Genomic DNA, 15,777 nt, shown 5'->3' with positions numbered 1-15,777 from the left:
ATCGCCGTCTTTGAGGCGCCTACTCCTCGGCGTCGACGTAGCCCTGAATGGTGAAGGTGCCGTCCTCGACCAGCATCTCCTGCACCACGCCCGGCACGTCGCCGTTGTCGTCGAACTCGTGGGTGCCGGAGGCGCCCTCGTAGTTGATCTCGGTGCCGGCGGCGATCAGCTCCTTGGCCTTCTCCCACTCGCCGGGCAGGACCACCTCGCCCGGGGCGCTGGCGACGCTGCGCAGCGCCTCGTTCAGGCCCTCACGGTCGGCGCTGCCGTTCTGCTCGATGGCCAGGCCGAGCAGGAAGGCGGCGTCGTAGGCCTGGGCGGCGAACACCGCGCTGGGGTCGATGCCGGCCTCGTTGGCCTGCTGGGTGAACATCGCCGTGCCCGGCAGCTCCGGGCTGCCCGGACGGGTGGCGATCATGCCGTTGAGCACGTCGGCGCCGATGGCCTCGACCAGGCTGTCGCCGACCATGCCGTCGCCGCCCACGTACTGGGTGAACATGCCGCTCTCGTAGGCCTGGCGGACCACGGTCTGGCCGGAGGTATCGGCGTAGGCCAGCACCACCAGGGTCTGGGCGCCGGTGGCGGCCAGCGAGCCGAGCTCGGAGCGATAGTCGGCGCGGTTGTCCTCGTGGGCGAGGTTCTCCAGCACCATGCCGCCGCCGTTCTCGTAGCCGGCCACGAAGGCGTCCGCCAGGCCACGGCCGTAGTCGTTGTTGACGTAGGTGACCGCCACTTCCTGGATGCCCTTGTCGAGCAGCAGCTTGGCCAGCATCTCGCCCTGGAAGGCATCGGAGGGCACGGTGCGGAAGACCAGGTCGTTGTCGTCCAGTTCCGTGACCGCCGGCGCGGTGGAGGCCGGCGAGACCATGGTCACGCCGCCCGGGATGGCGGCATTGTTGGCCGCGGCCACGGTGGCGCCGGTGCACAGGGCGCCGACGATGGCGGTGACCTGCTCGGTGTTGACCATGCGGTCGGCCGCGTTGGAGGCCGCCGAGGCGTCGGAGCAGGTGGTGTCGCCGGTCGGCATGACGATGTCCTCGCCGTCCAGCAGCCCGCCCTGGGCGTTGATCTGCTCCACCGCCAGGTTGGCGCCGTCGAAGATCGGCGGCGTCAGGCTCTCGATGCCGCCGGTGAAGCCGCCGAGGAAGCCGATCTTGACCTCGGCCTGTGCCATGCCGGACAGGGCCAGGGTGGTCGCGGCCACCGCCGATGCTAGAACGCGTTTCTTCATGATTGTTGGTCTCGCTCTGGTTGCTCGAATCATCCACTGCGCGAATCACACCCTTCCAATCTGGAAGGCCGACGCCCAAAACACAACCCGCGGCTGCCAACGCTGGGCGGCCCCGAGCGGCTTCCAAGCCTTTGATGTCAAAGCGCCGCTTCGGATACATCGGCGTTCGAACGGGCGCTTCAACGCTGACCTCGCTCGGGCGCCTATACTGAGGGCCCTCACACCACCATCGCCGAGGACCGCATGATACGACCGCTGACGCTTCTCACCCTGGCCGCGCTGGCCGGCACCGCCCAGGCCGACGGCCGCGAGATCGACTATCGCGTCGACGACGAGGCCTTCACCGGGTACTTCGCGCCGGCCGACGACGAACCCCGCGGCACGGTGCTGATCATCCACGACTGGGACGGCCTGACCGACTACGAGCGCCGCCGCGCCGAGATGCTGGCCGAGCGGGGCTATGACGCCTTCGCCCTCGACCTCTACGGCCAGGGCAACCGCCCGGTGGAAACCGAGGCCAAGAAGGCCGAGACGGCGAAGCTCTACCAGGACCGCGAGCGCATGCGCGCGCTGACCCTGGCCGGGCTGGCCGAGGCCCGCGCCCGGGGCGCGGCGATGCCGACCGTGGTGATGGGCTACTGCTTCGGCGGCGCCGTGGTGCTGGAATTGGCACGCAGCGCCGCCGCCGAGGACGTGCACGGCTACGCCACCTTCCACGGCGGCCTGGCCACCCCCGAGGGGCAGGGCTATGCCGACGACACCGCGCCGATCCTCGTCGCCCACGGCGGCGCCGATGCGTCGATTCCGCTGGAAGACGTCACCGCGCTGTCGCGCCAGCTGGAAGACGCCGGAGTCGACTACGAGATCGAGATCTACTCCGGCGCGCCCCACGCCTTCACCGTCTTCGACAGCGACCGCTACCAGCAGCGCGCCGACGAGCGCTCCTGGTCGGCCTTCCTGTCGCTGCTCGACGAGGTGCTGCCGCGGCAGTAGTCACTGCCGCACTTACGCAAGTTTTTAATCTCTCCTTTCTGTAGAATCGCGCTCCGGCATGATTTCCTGCTACCAAGAGCCGATATAACAGAAAGGAGCCATCCCCTTGTCCGATTCCACGACGTCCGCCGGCGGCGGCCTCTGGCGGCGCATCCCGCTGTGGCAGAAGATCCTCGCCGGCCTGGCGCTCGGCGTGCTCACCGGCGCCCTGCTCGGCGAGGACGCCAGCGTGTTCAAGCCGCTCGGCGATATCTTCATCAACGCCATCAAGATGCTGATCGTGCCGCTGGTGTTCTCGACCCTGGTGGTCGGCATCACCGCCATGCGCGACCCGCAGAAGATGGGCCGCATCGGCGCCCGCACCATCGCCCTCTACCTGCTGACCACGGCCTTCGCCATCGCCATCGGCCTGTTCGCCTCGTGGCTGTTCCAGCCCGGCACCGGCCTGGAGATGAGCTTCGACTCGGCCGTCGAGGCCAAGGAAGCGCCCAGCCTGCGCGAGATCCTGGTCAACCTGGTGCCCCAGAACCCGATCGATGCGCTGGCCAGCGGCAACATCCTGCAGATCATCGTGTTCGCCATCGGGCTCGGCATCTCGCTGACCCTGATCGGTGACAAGGGCGAGCCGGTGGTGCGCGTGTTCGAGAGCTTCGCCGAGGCCATGGTCAAGCTGACCAACATCGTCATGGCCTTCGCGCCGATCGGCGTGTTCGGCCTGATCGCCCACGTCGCGGGCAGCTACGGCCTCGAGGTGCTGCTGCCCCTGGCCAAGGTGATCGGCGTGGCCTACCTGGCCAGCGCCCTGCACGTGCTGCTGGTCTACTCCGGGCTCCTGGCGCTGCTCGGCCGGCTGAACCCGCTGCGCTACCTGCAGGGCATCCTCGACGCCCTGGTGGTGGCCTACTCCTCGGCCTCGTCGTCCGGCACCCTGCCGGTCTCGCTGCGCTGCGCGCGCAACAACCTCGGCGTCTCCGAGGGCGTGTCCGGCTTCGTGCTGCCGGTGGGCGCCACCATCAACATGGACGGCACCGCCATCTATCAGGGCGTAGTCGCGGTGTTCATCGCCCAGCTGATCGGTGTCGACCTGAGCCTGGCCGACTACGGCATGATCATCGTCACCGGCACCCTGGCCTCGATCGGCACCGCCGGCGTGCCCGGCGCGGGCCTGGTGATGCTGTCCATCGTCATGGCCCAGATCGGCCTGCCGCTGGAGGCCATCGCGGTGATCGCCGGCATCGACCGCCTGCTCGACATGGCGCGCACCAGCGTCAACGTGGCCGGCGACCTGATGGTCACCACCCTGGTCGGCAAGAGCGAAGGCGAGCTGGACGAAAGCGTCTACAACGCCACGCGCAAGAGCTGAGCACTTCCCGCCATTCGGCAGGACACGGGGCGCCGGGCGAGGCTTCCGCCCGGCGCCCCTCTCGTCCCTGCTAGGCTGAGCGCATTCCCTCTCTCGCTCTGGAGGTCATCATGCTCAGCGTCTTTTCCGGCTCCCGCGCCGAGATCGGCGAGGCCCACGGCCGCACCCACGCCGCCCTGATCACCTCGAGCCTCGAGGTCTACGACCGGCTGTTCCACGACTTCGTCGGCCTGCGCTGGGCCGAGGCCCGCCGCGTCGCCGAGCGCTTCGTGCCGATGATCGAACGCGGCTTCCCCGAGATGCTCGACGAGATGGCCGGCATCGCCCGCGGCGCCGGGCTCGATCTCGAGGACATCCTCACCCTCAACTGCCGCAGCGAGATCTCGCTGACCCAGGCCAGCGGCGGCTGCACCGCGCTCTCGATCAACCGCGACGGCACCCAGTGGCTGGCCCAGAACTGGGACTGGCGCAGCGACCAGCTGCACAACGTGGTGGCGATGGAGCTGCGCCCGACGGGCGCGCCACGGCTGGTCAGCGTCGGCGAGGCGGGGATGGTGGCCAAGATCGGCCTGAACGAGCACGGGGTCGGCGTGTGCCTCAACGCCATTCGCTCGCGGACCCTGGGCGAGGGGCTGCCGATCCACGTGGCGCTGCGCAAGATCCTCGAGGCCGAGTCGTTCGACGCGGCGACCCGGGTGGTCACCCGCGACCGGGTCTGCTCCCCGGCCCACTTCCTGATCGCCAGCGGCGACGGCCGCTCCGCCGGCTTCGAGGTGCATCCCGGCCTGCCCGGCGTGCTGGAGCCCCGCGGCGGCGCGGTCACCCACACCAACCACCTCTACGCCGAGACCGCCACCTGCCAGGTGGAGGACTTCCCGCGGCCGGACTCCGGCACCCGGCTCAGCCGCATCGACCAGCTACTGCGCGAACGGCTGCCGCTGGGCGCGGCGGTCGACGCCGAGGCGCTGTTCGCCATGCTCGCCGACCACGACAACGCCCCGCTCTCGATCTGCCGCCACTTCAACCCCGACCAGCCGGCCGAGGAGCGCATGGAGACGCTGTTCGCGGTGGTCATGAACCTGCGCCAGCGGCGCCTCGTGCTGCGCCACGGCAAGCCCTGCGAGAGCGAGGACACGCTGACGGTGACGCTCGGCGACGCCTGAGCGCCGGCTCATCTAGAGCTGAAAAGTCGTCGAGCGAAGGCTAGCGCTAGGCCCTTTCCCTACGGGCCAACGCACTTCCCACTTCCATGTGGGTCGCAAGGCAAAAATCGGCGACAAATCGGCAGGGATTGCCGATTTGGGCAGCTCCGCTGCTCGAAGAGCGAGTGACAGGATGTCACGAGTCAAAAGCCGGAGTTTACGAGCTGTAAATGAGGACTTTGACCGGGCTCGCGCACGAGCCGATTTTTAACGCCGTATAGCCGAGCGCAGACACTTTTCACACACGCCGCCAGGCGCCCAATCGAGGCGCCTCGTTCAGCTCGCCCTTGAGGTAGCGCTCGGTGGTGCGCAGGAAACGGCGCAGGTGTTCGGCGATGGCCTCATCGCGACGCAGCGCGTCCAGCTCGGCCTCGTCCTCTTCCTTGCCCGACGCCATACAGGGCTGCCAGGCCATGCGCACCGAGCAGGCGCTGACATCGCAGATCTGCAGGCTGGGGGTGGTACCGCGAGACGCCGCTCGGATGTGATAGGCCATGTCACCCTCCCGATAGAGCCATTTAATGATAACGATTATCAAATGCAAATATGGGGAAGGAGGGGGCGATCTGTCAAGCGCGGGCACCGAAGGCATGACGCGGATCAGGGTCGCCGCGGTGTCACACGACTGCCAAGCCGGCGTCATCGACCGCCGTCATCCTCAGGGGTCCCCCCCTGAGGAGAGACGGATCATGCGCATGACGCGACGCGGCGTACTCAAGCTCGGCCTGGCCGGTGGCGCCACGCTGGGCACCGGCCTGGTCGCCCCCGGCATCGTGCTGGCCGAGGGCCGGCGCCCGATGGTCGACGGCGGCGTGATGAGCGGCGACATGCTCGCCGACCGCGCCATGCTGTGGTCGCGGGTCGACCGCCCGGCGCGGATGCTGCTCGAGATCGCCGACAACCCCGAGTTCCGCGCCGCCCGCCGGCTGCACGGCCCCGAGGCGCTGCCGACCGGCGGCCTCACCGCGAAGCTGGACGCCACCGGGCTCGGCGGCATGGACGAGGTGCACTACCGGGTGCGCTTCGCCGCCCTGGGCGACCACCGCGCGATCAGCGAACCGGTCACCGGCCGGCTGCGCCTGCCGCCGCAGACGCCCCGCGACGTGCGCTTCGTGTGGTCCGGCGACACCGTGGGCCAGGGCTGGGGCATCGACGAGGCGCGCGGCGGCATGACCACCTACGCCACCATGCTCGACCAGCGCCCCGACTTCTTCATCCACTCCGGCGACACCGTCTACGCCGACGGCCCGCTCGAGGAGAGCGTCGAGCTCGCCGACGGCAGCCTGTGGCGCAACCGGGTGACGCCGGAGAAGCTCAAGGTGGCCGAGACCCTGCAGGAGTTCCGCGGCCAGCACGTCTACAACCTGCTGGACGCCAACGTGCGGCGCTTCAACGCCGAGGTGCCGATGCTGGCCCAGTGGGACGACCACGAGACCACCAACAACTGGTATCCCGGCGAGCTGCTGGAAGACGACCGCTACACCGAAAAGAACGCCTCGCTGCTGGCCGCCCGCGGCCGCCAGGCCTTCCTCGAGCACATGCCGCTGCGCCAGCGCCCCGAGGCGCCCGGGCGCATCCACCGCCGCTTCGCCTACGGCCCTGGCCTGGAGGTGTTCATGCTCGACATGCGCACCTTCCGCGGCGCCAACGACCGCAACCGTCAGGCGCGCGGCGCCGACCTGCTCGGCGCGGAGCAGCTGCGCTGGCTGCTGAATGCGCTGCGCGATTCCACCGCCACCTGGAAGATCATCGCCTCCGACATGCCCATCGGCCTGGTGGTGCGCGACGGCGATCGCTTCGAGGCCGTGGCCAACGACGAGCCGGGCCAGCCGCTGGGCCGCGAGCAGGAGATCGCCAAGCTGCTCAAGGCGATCCGCGATGAAGATATCCACAACGTGGTGTGGCTGACCGCCGATGTGCACTACACCGCGGCGCACCACTACTCGCCCGAGCGCGCGAGCTTCCAGGACTTCGCCCCGTTCTGGGAGTTCGTCAGCGGCCCGCTGCACGCCGGCACCTTCGGGCCCGGCGAGCTCGACGCCACCTTCGGCCCCGAGGTGGTGTTCCACAAGGCCCCGCCGGAAGGCCAGGCCAACCTGCCGCCCTCCGACGGCTACCAGTTCTTCGGCCAGGTCGACCTGGACGGCGAGAGCGAGACGCTGACCGTGACCCTGAAGGACGCGGCGGGCCAGTCGCTGCATCGACAGGTGCTGGAGCCCCAGCGGGCCTGAGCCCTGCGCCGCCGCCGGCATGCCGGCGGCGGCGCCCCCGTGTCGACGGGCCGGCGCTCAGCCCGCCAGCGCCTCCTCCACCAGCCGCCGCGCCTCGTCGCTCATCGGCAGCGCCAGGGCCTGCTCGTGGGCCCCGGGCGACATCTTCTTCCAGGTCTTCTGCACGATGCGGATCAGGTGGTCGTGATCGACCTGTTTCGAGAAATCGGCGAAGTAGTTCTCCAGGAACACCAGGCAGGCGCAGTCCTCCACCGCCTGGGTGCCCGCGTCGCGCCCCAGGCCCTGCTTGCGGATCATCGCCGCCACCCGCTCGGCGTCTTCCTCCGCGTAGCCGGCCTCGCGCATCGCCCGGGCGGTGGTCTCGCCGGCGCGCTTGCCCTGGTCGCGGCGCCAGGTCAGGTAGCCCACCCGGCCCTCGGGATAGTCGCCGCGCGGCACCTGCCAGCGCTGCAGGTGCTGGTTGTGCACCGCCAGGCGCACCAGCTCGTCCGGCGCCTCGTCGAGCACGTTCAGCCAGTCGCTCATGCGCCCCGCATGCCACAGCTCCAGCGGCAGCGTTTCCCCCGCCACCTCCACCCGGCGCGGGTCCTCGGCGTGCAGGGCATCCAGCGCGGCCTGGGTCCGCTCATAGGGTGACGAACCGGGGGACGAACAGGGGGACGAATCGCTCATGGTGTCTCCTCGTGGTGATGGCAGGGGGATGAAAGCGTGATGGCTGGCATCGAACGGTCATCTTCCCATGGAAGCATGTCGAGACAGCGTTGACAGCCCGCGCCTCGACGGCGGTTTGCTCACTCGGGCCAGGCGCGCTACGTTATTGCACGGTCATTCAATAAAAGGATTCCCATGACGATCGCCATCCGCCTTCCCCTCGCCACCGCCCTGGCGCTCGGCCTCGCCGCCCCGCTCGCGGCCCAGGCCGACGCCCTCCAGCAGCAGCTCGACGACCTGCAGGACTTCCAGATCATCGCCCACCGCGGGGCCAGCGGCCATGCGCCGGAGCACACCTGGCCGGCCTACCAGCAGGCCCGCGAGATGGGGGCCGACTACCTCGAGCTCGACCTGCACATGAGCGCCGACGGCGAGCTGATGGTGATCCACGACGACACCCTGGACCGCACCACCGACGGCAGCGGCAAGGTGAAGGACCACACCCTGGCCGAGCTCAAGGCGCTGGACGCCGGCAGCTGGTTCAACCAGGCCCACCCCGAACACGCCGACGACGCCTACGCCTACGCCGGCGCCGAGCTGCTGACCCTCGACGAGGTGATCGACCGCTACGGCAGCGACGTTCGCTACTACATCGAGACCAAGTCGCCGGAGCGCTACCCCGAGCTGCAGCGCGCCCTGGTCGAGACCCTCGAGGCCGAAGGCCTGGTGGCCTCCGGTTCGGTGGTGATCCAGTCGTTCAGCCAGGACAGCCTCGCGCAGGTCCACGAGCTGAACGCCGACATCCCGCTGGTGCAGCTGGTGTGGTACTCCCCCGCCGAGGACGGCAGCGGCCTGACCGAATGGACCGGCGTGACCCCGCCGCCCGCCGAGATCACCGACGCCGACTTCCAGGCCATCGCCGACTACGCCGTGGGCATCGGCCCCAACGTCGTCTACGACGGCGAGGACGTGATCGACGCCGGCTTCGTGGAGCAGGCCCACGAGAACGGCCTGCTGGTGCATCCCTACACCATCAACGATCCCGAGCAGATGCAGCGCCTGCTCGACTGGGGCGTGGACGGGATGTTTACCAACTTCCCGGATCGGTTGAGTGGGCTGGTGGAGTAAGGCTGGCAGGAAAGGAAAAGCCGGAGAGGGCTGTGTGTGATGACTCTCTCCGGCGGAAACTGAAATGTGAAACCTTTCTAAAGCGACAACAGTCTCATGCAAACAAAAAACTCAAAAAAACACTCTCCATAGCTCACTATATTAGGTTCTCAGATAACCATCAATCTTTCTTTTTTGCATTTCCGTGCAACTCTTAGACTTCTTTATCTCTTCAAGCCAAAAACGATCTGATTTCCTAAAAGGAAATCTTCCAGACCCACTCAGCTCATTAACAATCTCACCAATATCGTCCTCTGTTAGCCAGTGCACCTTATTGCAAAACTCCTCCCAGGTTGCCCAACACTTCCCAATCTCGTTTGGAGATGACCAGCGAAGCACATCTACAATATGATCTATGCGTCCTTCAAAAATCTCACTCTCCAAGCCTGGCGATATCCGCAAAATATTCATAAACGGCTTACGGGCGCTGTAAAAATCCCACACACCATCCGACTTGGCACACAACTTCATGACTGACTTGTAGAAAACTTCTCTCGTATCAAGGTCTGGGTAGCCAGACTCGTTAGTCATGCAAATTATAATCTGGATAATCTGATCAATCTCGCGATACGAAATACGATTTTCTGGGGAAAGGAGCTCTCCACCAAACTCCTTATATAAAACCTGGTTAGACAAGATTTCAACAAAAGCGCTTACAGCCTGCCGTCTAGAATCTCTGTTTGCAAATGTGCCTAGGATATCATCATTTCTTATCGACTTCTTACTAAGAACTAGACCTATCAGATCCCTGAGCCTAGCCTCAATATTCCTATGTTGCTCAAAAAACCTATGGGACGACTTTCTGTACTCTTTATACTCTTCAGAAAGATCTTCCAAAAACTCCCCAATCTCAGCTATTATGATATGAATATTTTTATCCTGAAAAAGCAGCTTAGACTCTTCTAGAACCTTGTCTTCAACTGAAGGATGCACAACCATAAAAGCTGGTGGCTTTTGCTCACCTAGATGTGCATACACTTCGTCATAAAGAAAACTAATATTAGGGTCAGTAAGGCTATAACCTAGAAAAACGGGTGAAGCTTCTGAAAACAGAGTATATATTTTTCTATTAAGATATGTATCCTCCCTCTGGAAAGAGAAATACTGACTCTGCGTCACCACAATGCTTTGTGGACGACCTACATCTCCGTGTATTTTAAAAATATTCCTACCATTATTAGACACTTGAGGAGATGGATCTTTTCTCACAACCACATTTGACAAATGATCAAAAATCTCTTCGAGCTGATCATCCCAGTTCGTGGTTACAATCGTATTAGGAGCAAAACCACTAAATTTTTTAACCCAAGACGGAAAGACTCCCTCTTTTTTCTTATCCAGCAGGGACTTAGAAACCAAAGAGTTAAATGCATACTCATCATAACCATGATGATACATGGAAAATGAACACAAAAGCTCAGCTGCTTTAAGTGGGTTACCGACATCTATCTCCAGCGGATACTCAATCTCTCTCCCAACTTCATTCAAAACCTCATCCCAGCTTCCAAAACCAAAGTTGTACGAAAATCCTGACCCAATCCACAAAAAATAATTTTTAGAAAAAATGGCTGAAAAAAGCCCGCTCTTGGCTTCATCAGACAACTGCTCAATACAGCTCACAAGCGCCCCCGAAAAGTTTTAAAACCAAATCGTACTTATGGCATGAGTATAAAATATCGGCGCCATGATTAACCACTACAAATATAGTCAGTCAGGATAAATTCGCTCCATGATAAGACTGAGCGGTATGAAAAATCTTCGGACACCGGGCACGCCTGACACGTACCCCGCGTTATCCAGCAACGACCAAGCCGTCAGGAGGTATACACCACCCCGGTGGTGACCATATCGATCTCGTCGGCGTCGAAGCGTTCCACCTCGATGCAGCTGGGGAGATCGAGCCGCTCGACGAGCGTCGAGGCCATAGACCGGATCGGTGCCGGAGTCATCGTATGTCCCCGCCCAGTGGATCAACCAGGCCTGAGCCGGCATGATGCTCGCTTCCGCTTTGTCCTCTCTTAGCCATACCCCCCACGAGGAGTCTCCATGTCGACCGTGTTCGCTCGCCTCAAGGACGTCGCTTCGCCCCGCATCGGCCTGGGCGCCATGAACCTCTCCCACGGCTACGGCAGCCCGATGCCGGAGCCCGAGGCGGTGCGCGCCCTGCAGGCGGCCGTCGACATGGGCTATCGCCACGTCGATACCGCGACCCTCTACGGGGCCACGGCCAACGAGTCGCTGGTGGGCAAGGCGCTGGCGAGCCGGCGCGACGAGATCCTGCTGGCCAGCAAGTGCGGCATGGCCATCGACCCCGAGCAGGGCAAGAAGGTGATCGACGGCCGCCCGGCGACGCTGCGCCGGCAGTGCGAGGCGAGCCTCGGGCGGCTGGGCACCGATCACCTGGACCTCTACTACCTGCATCGCTGGGACAAGCGCGTGCCGATCGAGGAGAGCGTGGGCGAGCTGGGGCGCCTGGTGGAGGAAGGCAAGATCGGCGGCGTGGGCCTGTCAGAGGTGTCCGCCGCGACCCTGCGCCGGGCCCGGGCCGAGCACCCCATCGCCGCGGTGCAGTCGGAGTATTCGCTGTGGACGCGCAATCCGGAGATCGGGCTGATCGCCGCGTGCCGCGAGTCGAACACGGCGATGGTGGCGTTCAGCCCGCTGGGCCGGGGCTTCCTGTCCGGCGCGGTGGAAGACCCGGCCCGCCTGGAGGAGAGCGACATGCGCCGCAGCATGCCGCGCTTCAGCGCCGAGCATTACCCGCACAACCTGCGCCTGCTGGACGACCTCAAGGCCGTGGCGCGGGAGCTGGACACCACCTCCGGCCAGCTGGCCCTGGCCTGGCTGCTGGCCAAGGGCGACGACATCCTCCCCATCCCCGGCTCGCGCTCCGTCGCGCACATGCGCGAGAACCTGGCGGCGGCATCGCTGCGCCTGGACGCCGCGACCGTCGCCCGGCTGGACACCCTGCTGACGCCCGATCAGGTGAAAGGCGGCCGCTACGGTGCGGCCGCCCAGGCGGACGTCGACACCGAGGAATTCGGCGCCTGACGGAGCCCGGCCCGGGTACAGCAAGCGGAAACCAGGACGCGGGGCACGCCATCGGCGTGCCCCGCGTCATTCCGCCACGGCGGCGCGGTCAGGTCAGAAGGTGTAGACGACGCCGGCGGTGACCATGTCGATATCGCCGATCTCGTCGGCATCGAGGCGTTCCACCTCCACGCGGCCGGTGAGGTCGAGCAGCTCGAAGCGCGCGCCCAGGCCGTAGACAGGATCGGTGCCGGAATAGTCGCGGGTCAGGCCGCGGCCGCGACGCTCGGCGTCCCAGTCGGCCAGGCCGGCCTTGGCGTAGACGCCCAGCGGGCCGAAGCTCAGCCCGGCCACGCCCATGGCCTCGAAGGCCTCCACGTCCAGCGTGCCGGAGCGGCCGTCCACCTCGCCGTTCAGGCTGTCGCCGTTGACGTAGCCGAGCTCGGCGCCCAGGTCGAGGAACGGCAGCCAGCCGACGCTGTAGCCGGCGGTCAGCTTGACCATGTCGGCTTCGTCGTCGAAGTCGTGATCGCCGTGCATCTGGCCCAGGCCGCCGCCCAGGTAGAGGCCGGTGGCGCCGGTGGCGAAGGCGGGCACGGCGGTCACGGCCAGGCCGGTGGCCAGGGTGGCGGCGAGCAGGGAGCGCAGGGGCGTCTTGCGGGACATATCTCTCGATTCCTTTCGACACGGGATGGGGCGCGTAGTGTAGCGCGCCGGCCGCCGCCGGGTCAGGTCGCGGGCGGTGCGGTGTCCGCCGCCCGTGGCGGGCCCGGGGTGGCGCCAGGTTGCCAGGATTCAGGGGCCCCGCGCCGCGCAGGCGTCGATGCCGCGCCAGTCGCGGGATGCGGCGCTGGCGAGCCCCTCTAGTGTTATGTTATAACGCATGCCACTTTCGCGGAGATGTATCACCATGGCGCATCGCTCCCATCGCCATCGCCCCGAAGGGCCCTGCCATTTCTCGCTGATGTCGCTGTCCGCCCCGCGCCGGCTGCTGCTGGTCGCGGCCCCGCTGGCGATCCTGTGGCTGGCGGTGGCCTGGGCCACGGGAGGCTTCGCCTGATGGCACGCCTGCAACTGCACGACCTTCAGCTCGCCCGCGGCGGCCAGACGGTGCTCGAGCACCTCGACGGCCGCTTCCAGGACGGCGCGGTGACCGCGCTGATCGGCGCCAACGGCGCCGGCAAGAGCACCCTGATCGCCGCCATCATGGGCATGCTGACGCCGGTGTCCGGCCGCGTCGAGAGCCAGGTGCCCAAGGAACGCCGCGCCTGGCTGCCCCAGCAGCTGGCCCTCGACCTCTCCTTCCCGATGAGCGTGGAGGAGCTGATCATGAGCGGCACCTGGCCCAGCCACGGCGCCTTCAAGGGCTACTGCGGCCCGCACTATCGCCGCGGCCGCGAGATCATGGCCCGCCTGGGCATCTCGCACCTGGCCCACCGCCAGCTCGGCGAGCTCTCCGGCGGCCAGCGCCAGCGCGCGCTGATCGGCCGCACCCTGATGCAGGAGGCCGAGCTGCTGCTGCTCGACGAGCCCTTCGCCAACGTCGACGCCGAGACCGTCGAGGTGCTGATGGACGTGCTGCGCGACATGGCGGCCAAGGGCGCCACCCTGATCGTGGTGCTGCACGACATGGAGCAGCTCTCGCGCCTGGCCGACGACGTGCTGATGCTCTCCGGCGGCCACGGCCGCTGGGTCAGCCCCGAGGCGCTGCTGGAGTACAACGCCGGCCAGCCGGCCCGCGCCCCGCGCCTGCCCTTCGATTTCCCCGAGGTTTCCCATGCTGGCTCTGCTTGACGCCTGGCTCGCCGCTCCCTTCGACTACGGCTTCATGAAGCGCGCCCTGGTGGCGGGCATGGCGCTGTCGCTGGCCGCGCCGCCGCTGGGCGTGTTCCTGATGCTGCGGGGCATGAGCCTGATCGGCGACGCCATGTCCCACGCCATCCTGCCCGGCGTGGCGCTGGGGTTCCTGTTCGCCGGCTTCTCGCTGCCGATGATGAGCCTCGGCGGCATCCTCTCGGGGGTCCTGGTGGCGGTGATGGCCGGCAGCGTGTCGCAGATGACCGGCCACCGCGAGGACTCGGCGATGGCCAGCTTCTTCCTGATCTCGCTGGCCGCGGGGGTGATGATGGTGTCGCTGGGCGGCAGCAGCGTCGACCTGACCCACGTGCTGTTCGGCTCGATCCTGGCCGTGGACTCCACCGCGCTGCTGCTGATCACCGGCATCGCCAGCCTGATCGTGGTGTCGCTGGCGGTGATCTTCCGCGCCCTGGTGGTGGAATGCCTGGACCCGCTGTTCCTGCGCGGCCAGGGCGTGCGCGGCGGCCTGGTGCACGGCCTCTTCCTCGGGCTGGTGGTGCTCAACCTCACCGCCGGCTTCCAGACGCTGGGCACCCTGATGGCGGTGGGCCTGATGATGCTGCCGGCCACCACCGCGCGCTTCTGGAGCAATCGTCTGGAGGGCCTGATCGTCATCGCCATCGGCGTGGCCATGGTGGCCAGCGCCGGCGGCCTGCTGCTGTCGTATCACCTGAGCCTGCCCTCCGGCCCGGCGATCATCCTGATGGCCGGCGTGGCCTACGTGGCCTCGGCCCTGTTCGGCCGCCAGCACAGTCTCACCGCCCGCTATCGCCGTCGCGCCGCGCCGCTGAACGCGCCGACCGCCGACCACTGACGCCTCGCCCGTCTCTTTCCCTGCCACGGAGCCTACCGATGACCTTCGCCAAGCCCTCTGCCCTCGCCGCCGGCACCGCCGCCCTGCTGACCCTGCCCGCCGTCCAGGCCGAGGAGCGCGTGCAGGTGCTCGCCAGCTTCAGCGTGCTCGCCGACATGGTCGAGCAGATCGGCGGCGACCACGTCGAGGTCACCTCGCTGGTCGGCGCCGACAGCGACGCCCACGTCTTCACCCCGCGCCCCACCGACGCCCGCGCCCTGGCCGAGGCCGATCTGGTGGTGCTCAACGGTCTGCAGTTCGAGGGCTGGATGTCGCGGCTGGTCGAGGCCAGCGACTACGCGGGGCCGACCGTGGTGGCCACCGACGGCATCGAGCAGGCGCTCGGCGAGGCCGCCGACGCGGACGAGGCGGAGCACGACCATGACGACCACGGCCACGACGCACACGATCATGACGAGCACGACGGCCACGACGGCCACGATGCACACGATCATGAGGAGCACGGCCACGACGCGCACGATCATGACGACCACGACCACGACGCGCACGATCATGGGGAGCACGGCCACGCCGGCCATGCCCACGCTCACGAGGGCATGAACCCGCACACCTGGCTGGACCTGGGCCTCGGCGAGCTCTACGTGAACAACATCCGCGACGGCCTGATCGCCGTCGACCCGGCCCACGAGGCCGGCTACCGCGAGCGCGCGGCGGACTACCAGCAGCGCATCGATGCCCTGGACGCCGAGGTCCGCGCACTGATGGGCGAGCTGCCCGAACACACCGCGGTGATCACCGGCCACCAGTCCTTCAACCACTTCTCCCGCGCCTACGGCGTCGACTTCCTGTCGCCGGCCGGGCTCTCCACCGAGGCCGAGCCCAGCGCCGCGCGCATGGCCGAGCTGATCGAGGTGATCAACGACCAGGGCGTTCAGGCGCTGTTCCAGGAGAACATGACCAGCCCGGCGATCATCGAGCAGCTGTCCGAGGAGACCGGCCTGCCGATCGCCGGCACCCTCTACTCCGGCGCCCTGGCGTCCGAGGGCGAGGCCAGCACCTGGCTGGGCATGGTGCGCCACGACGCCTGGCTGCTGCACGACGCCCTGGCCACCGAGGACGCGGCCCACGACCACGCCGATCACGATCACGACCACGCCGACCACGACCACTGAGCCGCTTGCCAGGCTCGCTCCACACGGCGCCGCCCTCGGGTGGCGCCCTCGGGTGGCGCCGTCGTC

The 15,777-nt window shown here is 66.6% G+C and carries 15 protein-coding genes; 10 read left to right on the top strand and 5 right to left on the bottom strand.

Annotated features, from left to right (window positions below; genetic code table 11):
• Positions 1-19 precede the first annotated feature (19 nt).
• Positions 20-1,234: an ABC transporter substrate-binding protein gene (locus tag FIU88_RS00920; protein ID WP_152480085.1), complete on the bottom strand. Its 1,215-nt coding sequence runs from the start codon at positions 1,232-1,234 to the stop codon at positions 20-22.
• 240 nt (positions 1,235-1,474) lie between these two features.
• Between FIU88_RS00920 and FIU88_RS00915 the strand changes: the two genes are divergently transcribed.
• The 3 genes from FIU88_RS00915 to FIU88_RS00905 all read left to right on the top strand — a co-directional run bounded on the left by FIU88_RS00915 (position 1,475) and on the right by FIU88_RS00905 (position 4,750).
• Positions 1,475-2,224, top strand: coding sequence for a dienelactone hydrolase family protein (locus FIU88_RS00915; protein WP_172977631.1), 750 nt, complete (start codon positions 1,475-1,477; stop codon positions 2,222-2,224).
• 106 nt (positions 2,225-2,330) lie between these two features.
• Positions 2,331-3,587, top strand: coding sequence for a dicarboxylate/amino acid:cation symporter (locus FIU88_RS00910; RefSeq protein WP_152477846.1), 1,257 nt, complete (start codon positions 2,331-2,333; stop codon positions 3,585-3,587).
• Positions 3,588-3,697: 110 nt separating this feature from the next.
• Positions 3,698-4,750, top strand: a complete 1,053-nt coding sequence (locus FIU88_RS00905) for a C45 family peptidase (RefSeq protein WP_152477845.1) — start codon at positions 3,698-3,700, stop codon at positions 4,748-4,750.
• Between the two features lie 277 nt (positions 4,751-5,027).
• Here FIU88_RS00905 and FIU88_RS00900 read toward each other — a convergent pair whose 3' ends face one another.
• Positions 5,028-5,285: a hypothetical protein gene (locus FIU88_RS00900; protein ID WP_152477844.1), complete on the bottom strand. Its 258-nt coding sequence runs from the start codon at positions 5,283-5,285 to the stop codon at positions 5,028-5,030.
• A 193-nt stretch (positions 5,286-5,478) separates the two neighbouring features.
• On the opposite strand from FIU88_RS00900, the gene FIU88_RS00895 reads away from it, so the two are divergent.
• Complete coding sequence (locus FIU88_RS00895; RefSeq protein ID WP_152477843.1) at positions 5,479-7,020, top strand: alkaline phosphatase; 1,542 nt, start codon at positions 5,479-5,481, stop codon at positions 7,018-7,020.
• A 57-nt stretch (positions 7,021-7,077) separates the two neighbouring features.
• On the opposite strand, the gene FIU88_RS00890 is transcribed toward FIU88_RS00895, so the two are convergent.
• The gene (locus FIU88_RS00890; protein ID WP_016856226.1) at positions 7,078-7,692 is read right to left on the bottom strand and encodes a DUF4202 domain-containing protein; all 615 of its coding nucleotides are present in this window, start codon (positions 7,690-7,692) and stop codon (positions 7,078-7,080) included.
• Between the two features lie 174 nt (positions 7,693-7,866).
• Here FIU88_RS00890 and FIU88_RS00885 point away from each other — a divergent pair, with 174 nt between their 5' ends.
• Entirely contained in the window at positions 7,867-8,799 is a 933-nt protein-coding gene (locus tag FIU88_RS00885; RefSeq protein WP_152477842.1) for a glycerophosphodiester phosphodiesterase, read from the top strand.
• Between the two features lie 141 nt (positions 8,800-8,940).
• Here FIU88_RS00885 and FIU88_RS00880 read toward each other — a convergent pair whose 3' ends face one another.
• The gene (locus FIU88_RS00880) at positions 8,941-10,458 is read right to left on the bottom strand and encodes an SIR2 family protein (RefSeq protein ID WP_152477841.1); all 1,518 of its coding nucleotides are present in this window, start codon (positions 10,456-10,458) and stop codon (positions 8,941-8,943) included.
• Positions 10,459-10,884: 426 nt separating this feature from the next.
• Here FIU88_RS00880 and FIU88_RS00875 point away from each other — a divergent pair, with 426 nt between their 5' ends.
• Complete coding sequence (locus FIU88_RS00875) at positions 10,885-11,889, top strand: aldo/keto reductase (protein ID WP_152477840.1); 1,005 nt, start codon at positions 10,885-10,887, stop codon at positions 11,887-11,889.
• A 93-nt stretch (positions 11,890-11,982) separates the two neighbouring features.
• On the opposite strand, the gene FIU88_RS00870 is transcribed toward FIU88_RS00875, so the two are convergent.
• On the bottom strand, positions 11,983-12,534 hold the full coding sequence (locus FIU88_RS00870; protein ID WP_152477839.1) for an outer membrane beta-barrel protein: 552 nt from the start codon (positions 12,532-12,534) through the stop codon (positions 11,983-11,985).
• Between the two features lie 244 nt (positions 12,535-12,778).
• On the opposite strand from FIU88_RS00870, the gene FIU88_RS19090 reads away from it, so the two are divergent.
• From FIU88_RS19090 to FIU88_RS00855, 4 genes are read left to right on the top strand one after another with little or no spacing between them, the layout of a single operon-like run.
• Positions 12,779-12,928 carry a hypothetical protein gene (locus FIU88_RS19090; protein ID WP_172977630.1) on the top strand — a complete coding sequence of 50 codons (150 nt, stop codon included), beginning with the start codon at positions 12,779-12,781 and terminating at the stop codon, positions 12,926-12,928.
• Positions 12,928-13,662 carry a metal ABC transporter ATP-binding protein gene (locus FIU88_RS00865; RefSeq protein WP_016854047.1) on the top strand — a complete coding sequence of 245 codons (735 nt, stop codon included), beginning with the start codon at positions 12,928-12,930 and terminating at the stop codon, positions 13,660-13,662. The genes FIU88_RS19090 and FIU88_RS00865 overlap by 1 nt, the downstream gene beginning before the upstream one ends.
• Entirely contained in the window at positions 13,646-14,539 is an 894-nt protein-coding gene (locus FIU88_RS00860) for a metal ABC transporter permease (RefSeq protein WP_016854048.1), read from the top strand. Before FIU88_RS00865 ends, FIU88_RS00860 begins: the two co-directional genes overlap by 17 nt.
• A gap of 38 nt (positions 14,540-14,577) precedes the next feature.
• On the top strand, positions 14,578-15,711 hold the full coding sequence (locus FIU88_RS00855) for a zinc ABC transporter substrate-binding protein (protein WP_152477838.1): 1,134 nt from the start codon (positions 14,578-14,580) through the stop codon (positions 15,709-15,711).
• Positions 15,712-15,777: the final 66 nt, after the last annotated feature.

It is taken from the genome of Halomonas sp. THAF12, from assembly GCF_009363675.1.
Taxonomy (GTDB): Bacteria; Pseudomonadota; Gammaproteobacteria; order Pseudomonadales; family Halomonadaceae; genus Halomonas; species Halomonas smyrnensis.
Note: the sequence above shows the minus strand (reverse complement) of the source record. Positions and strands in the feature narration are given on the sequence as shown.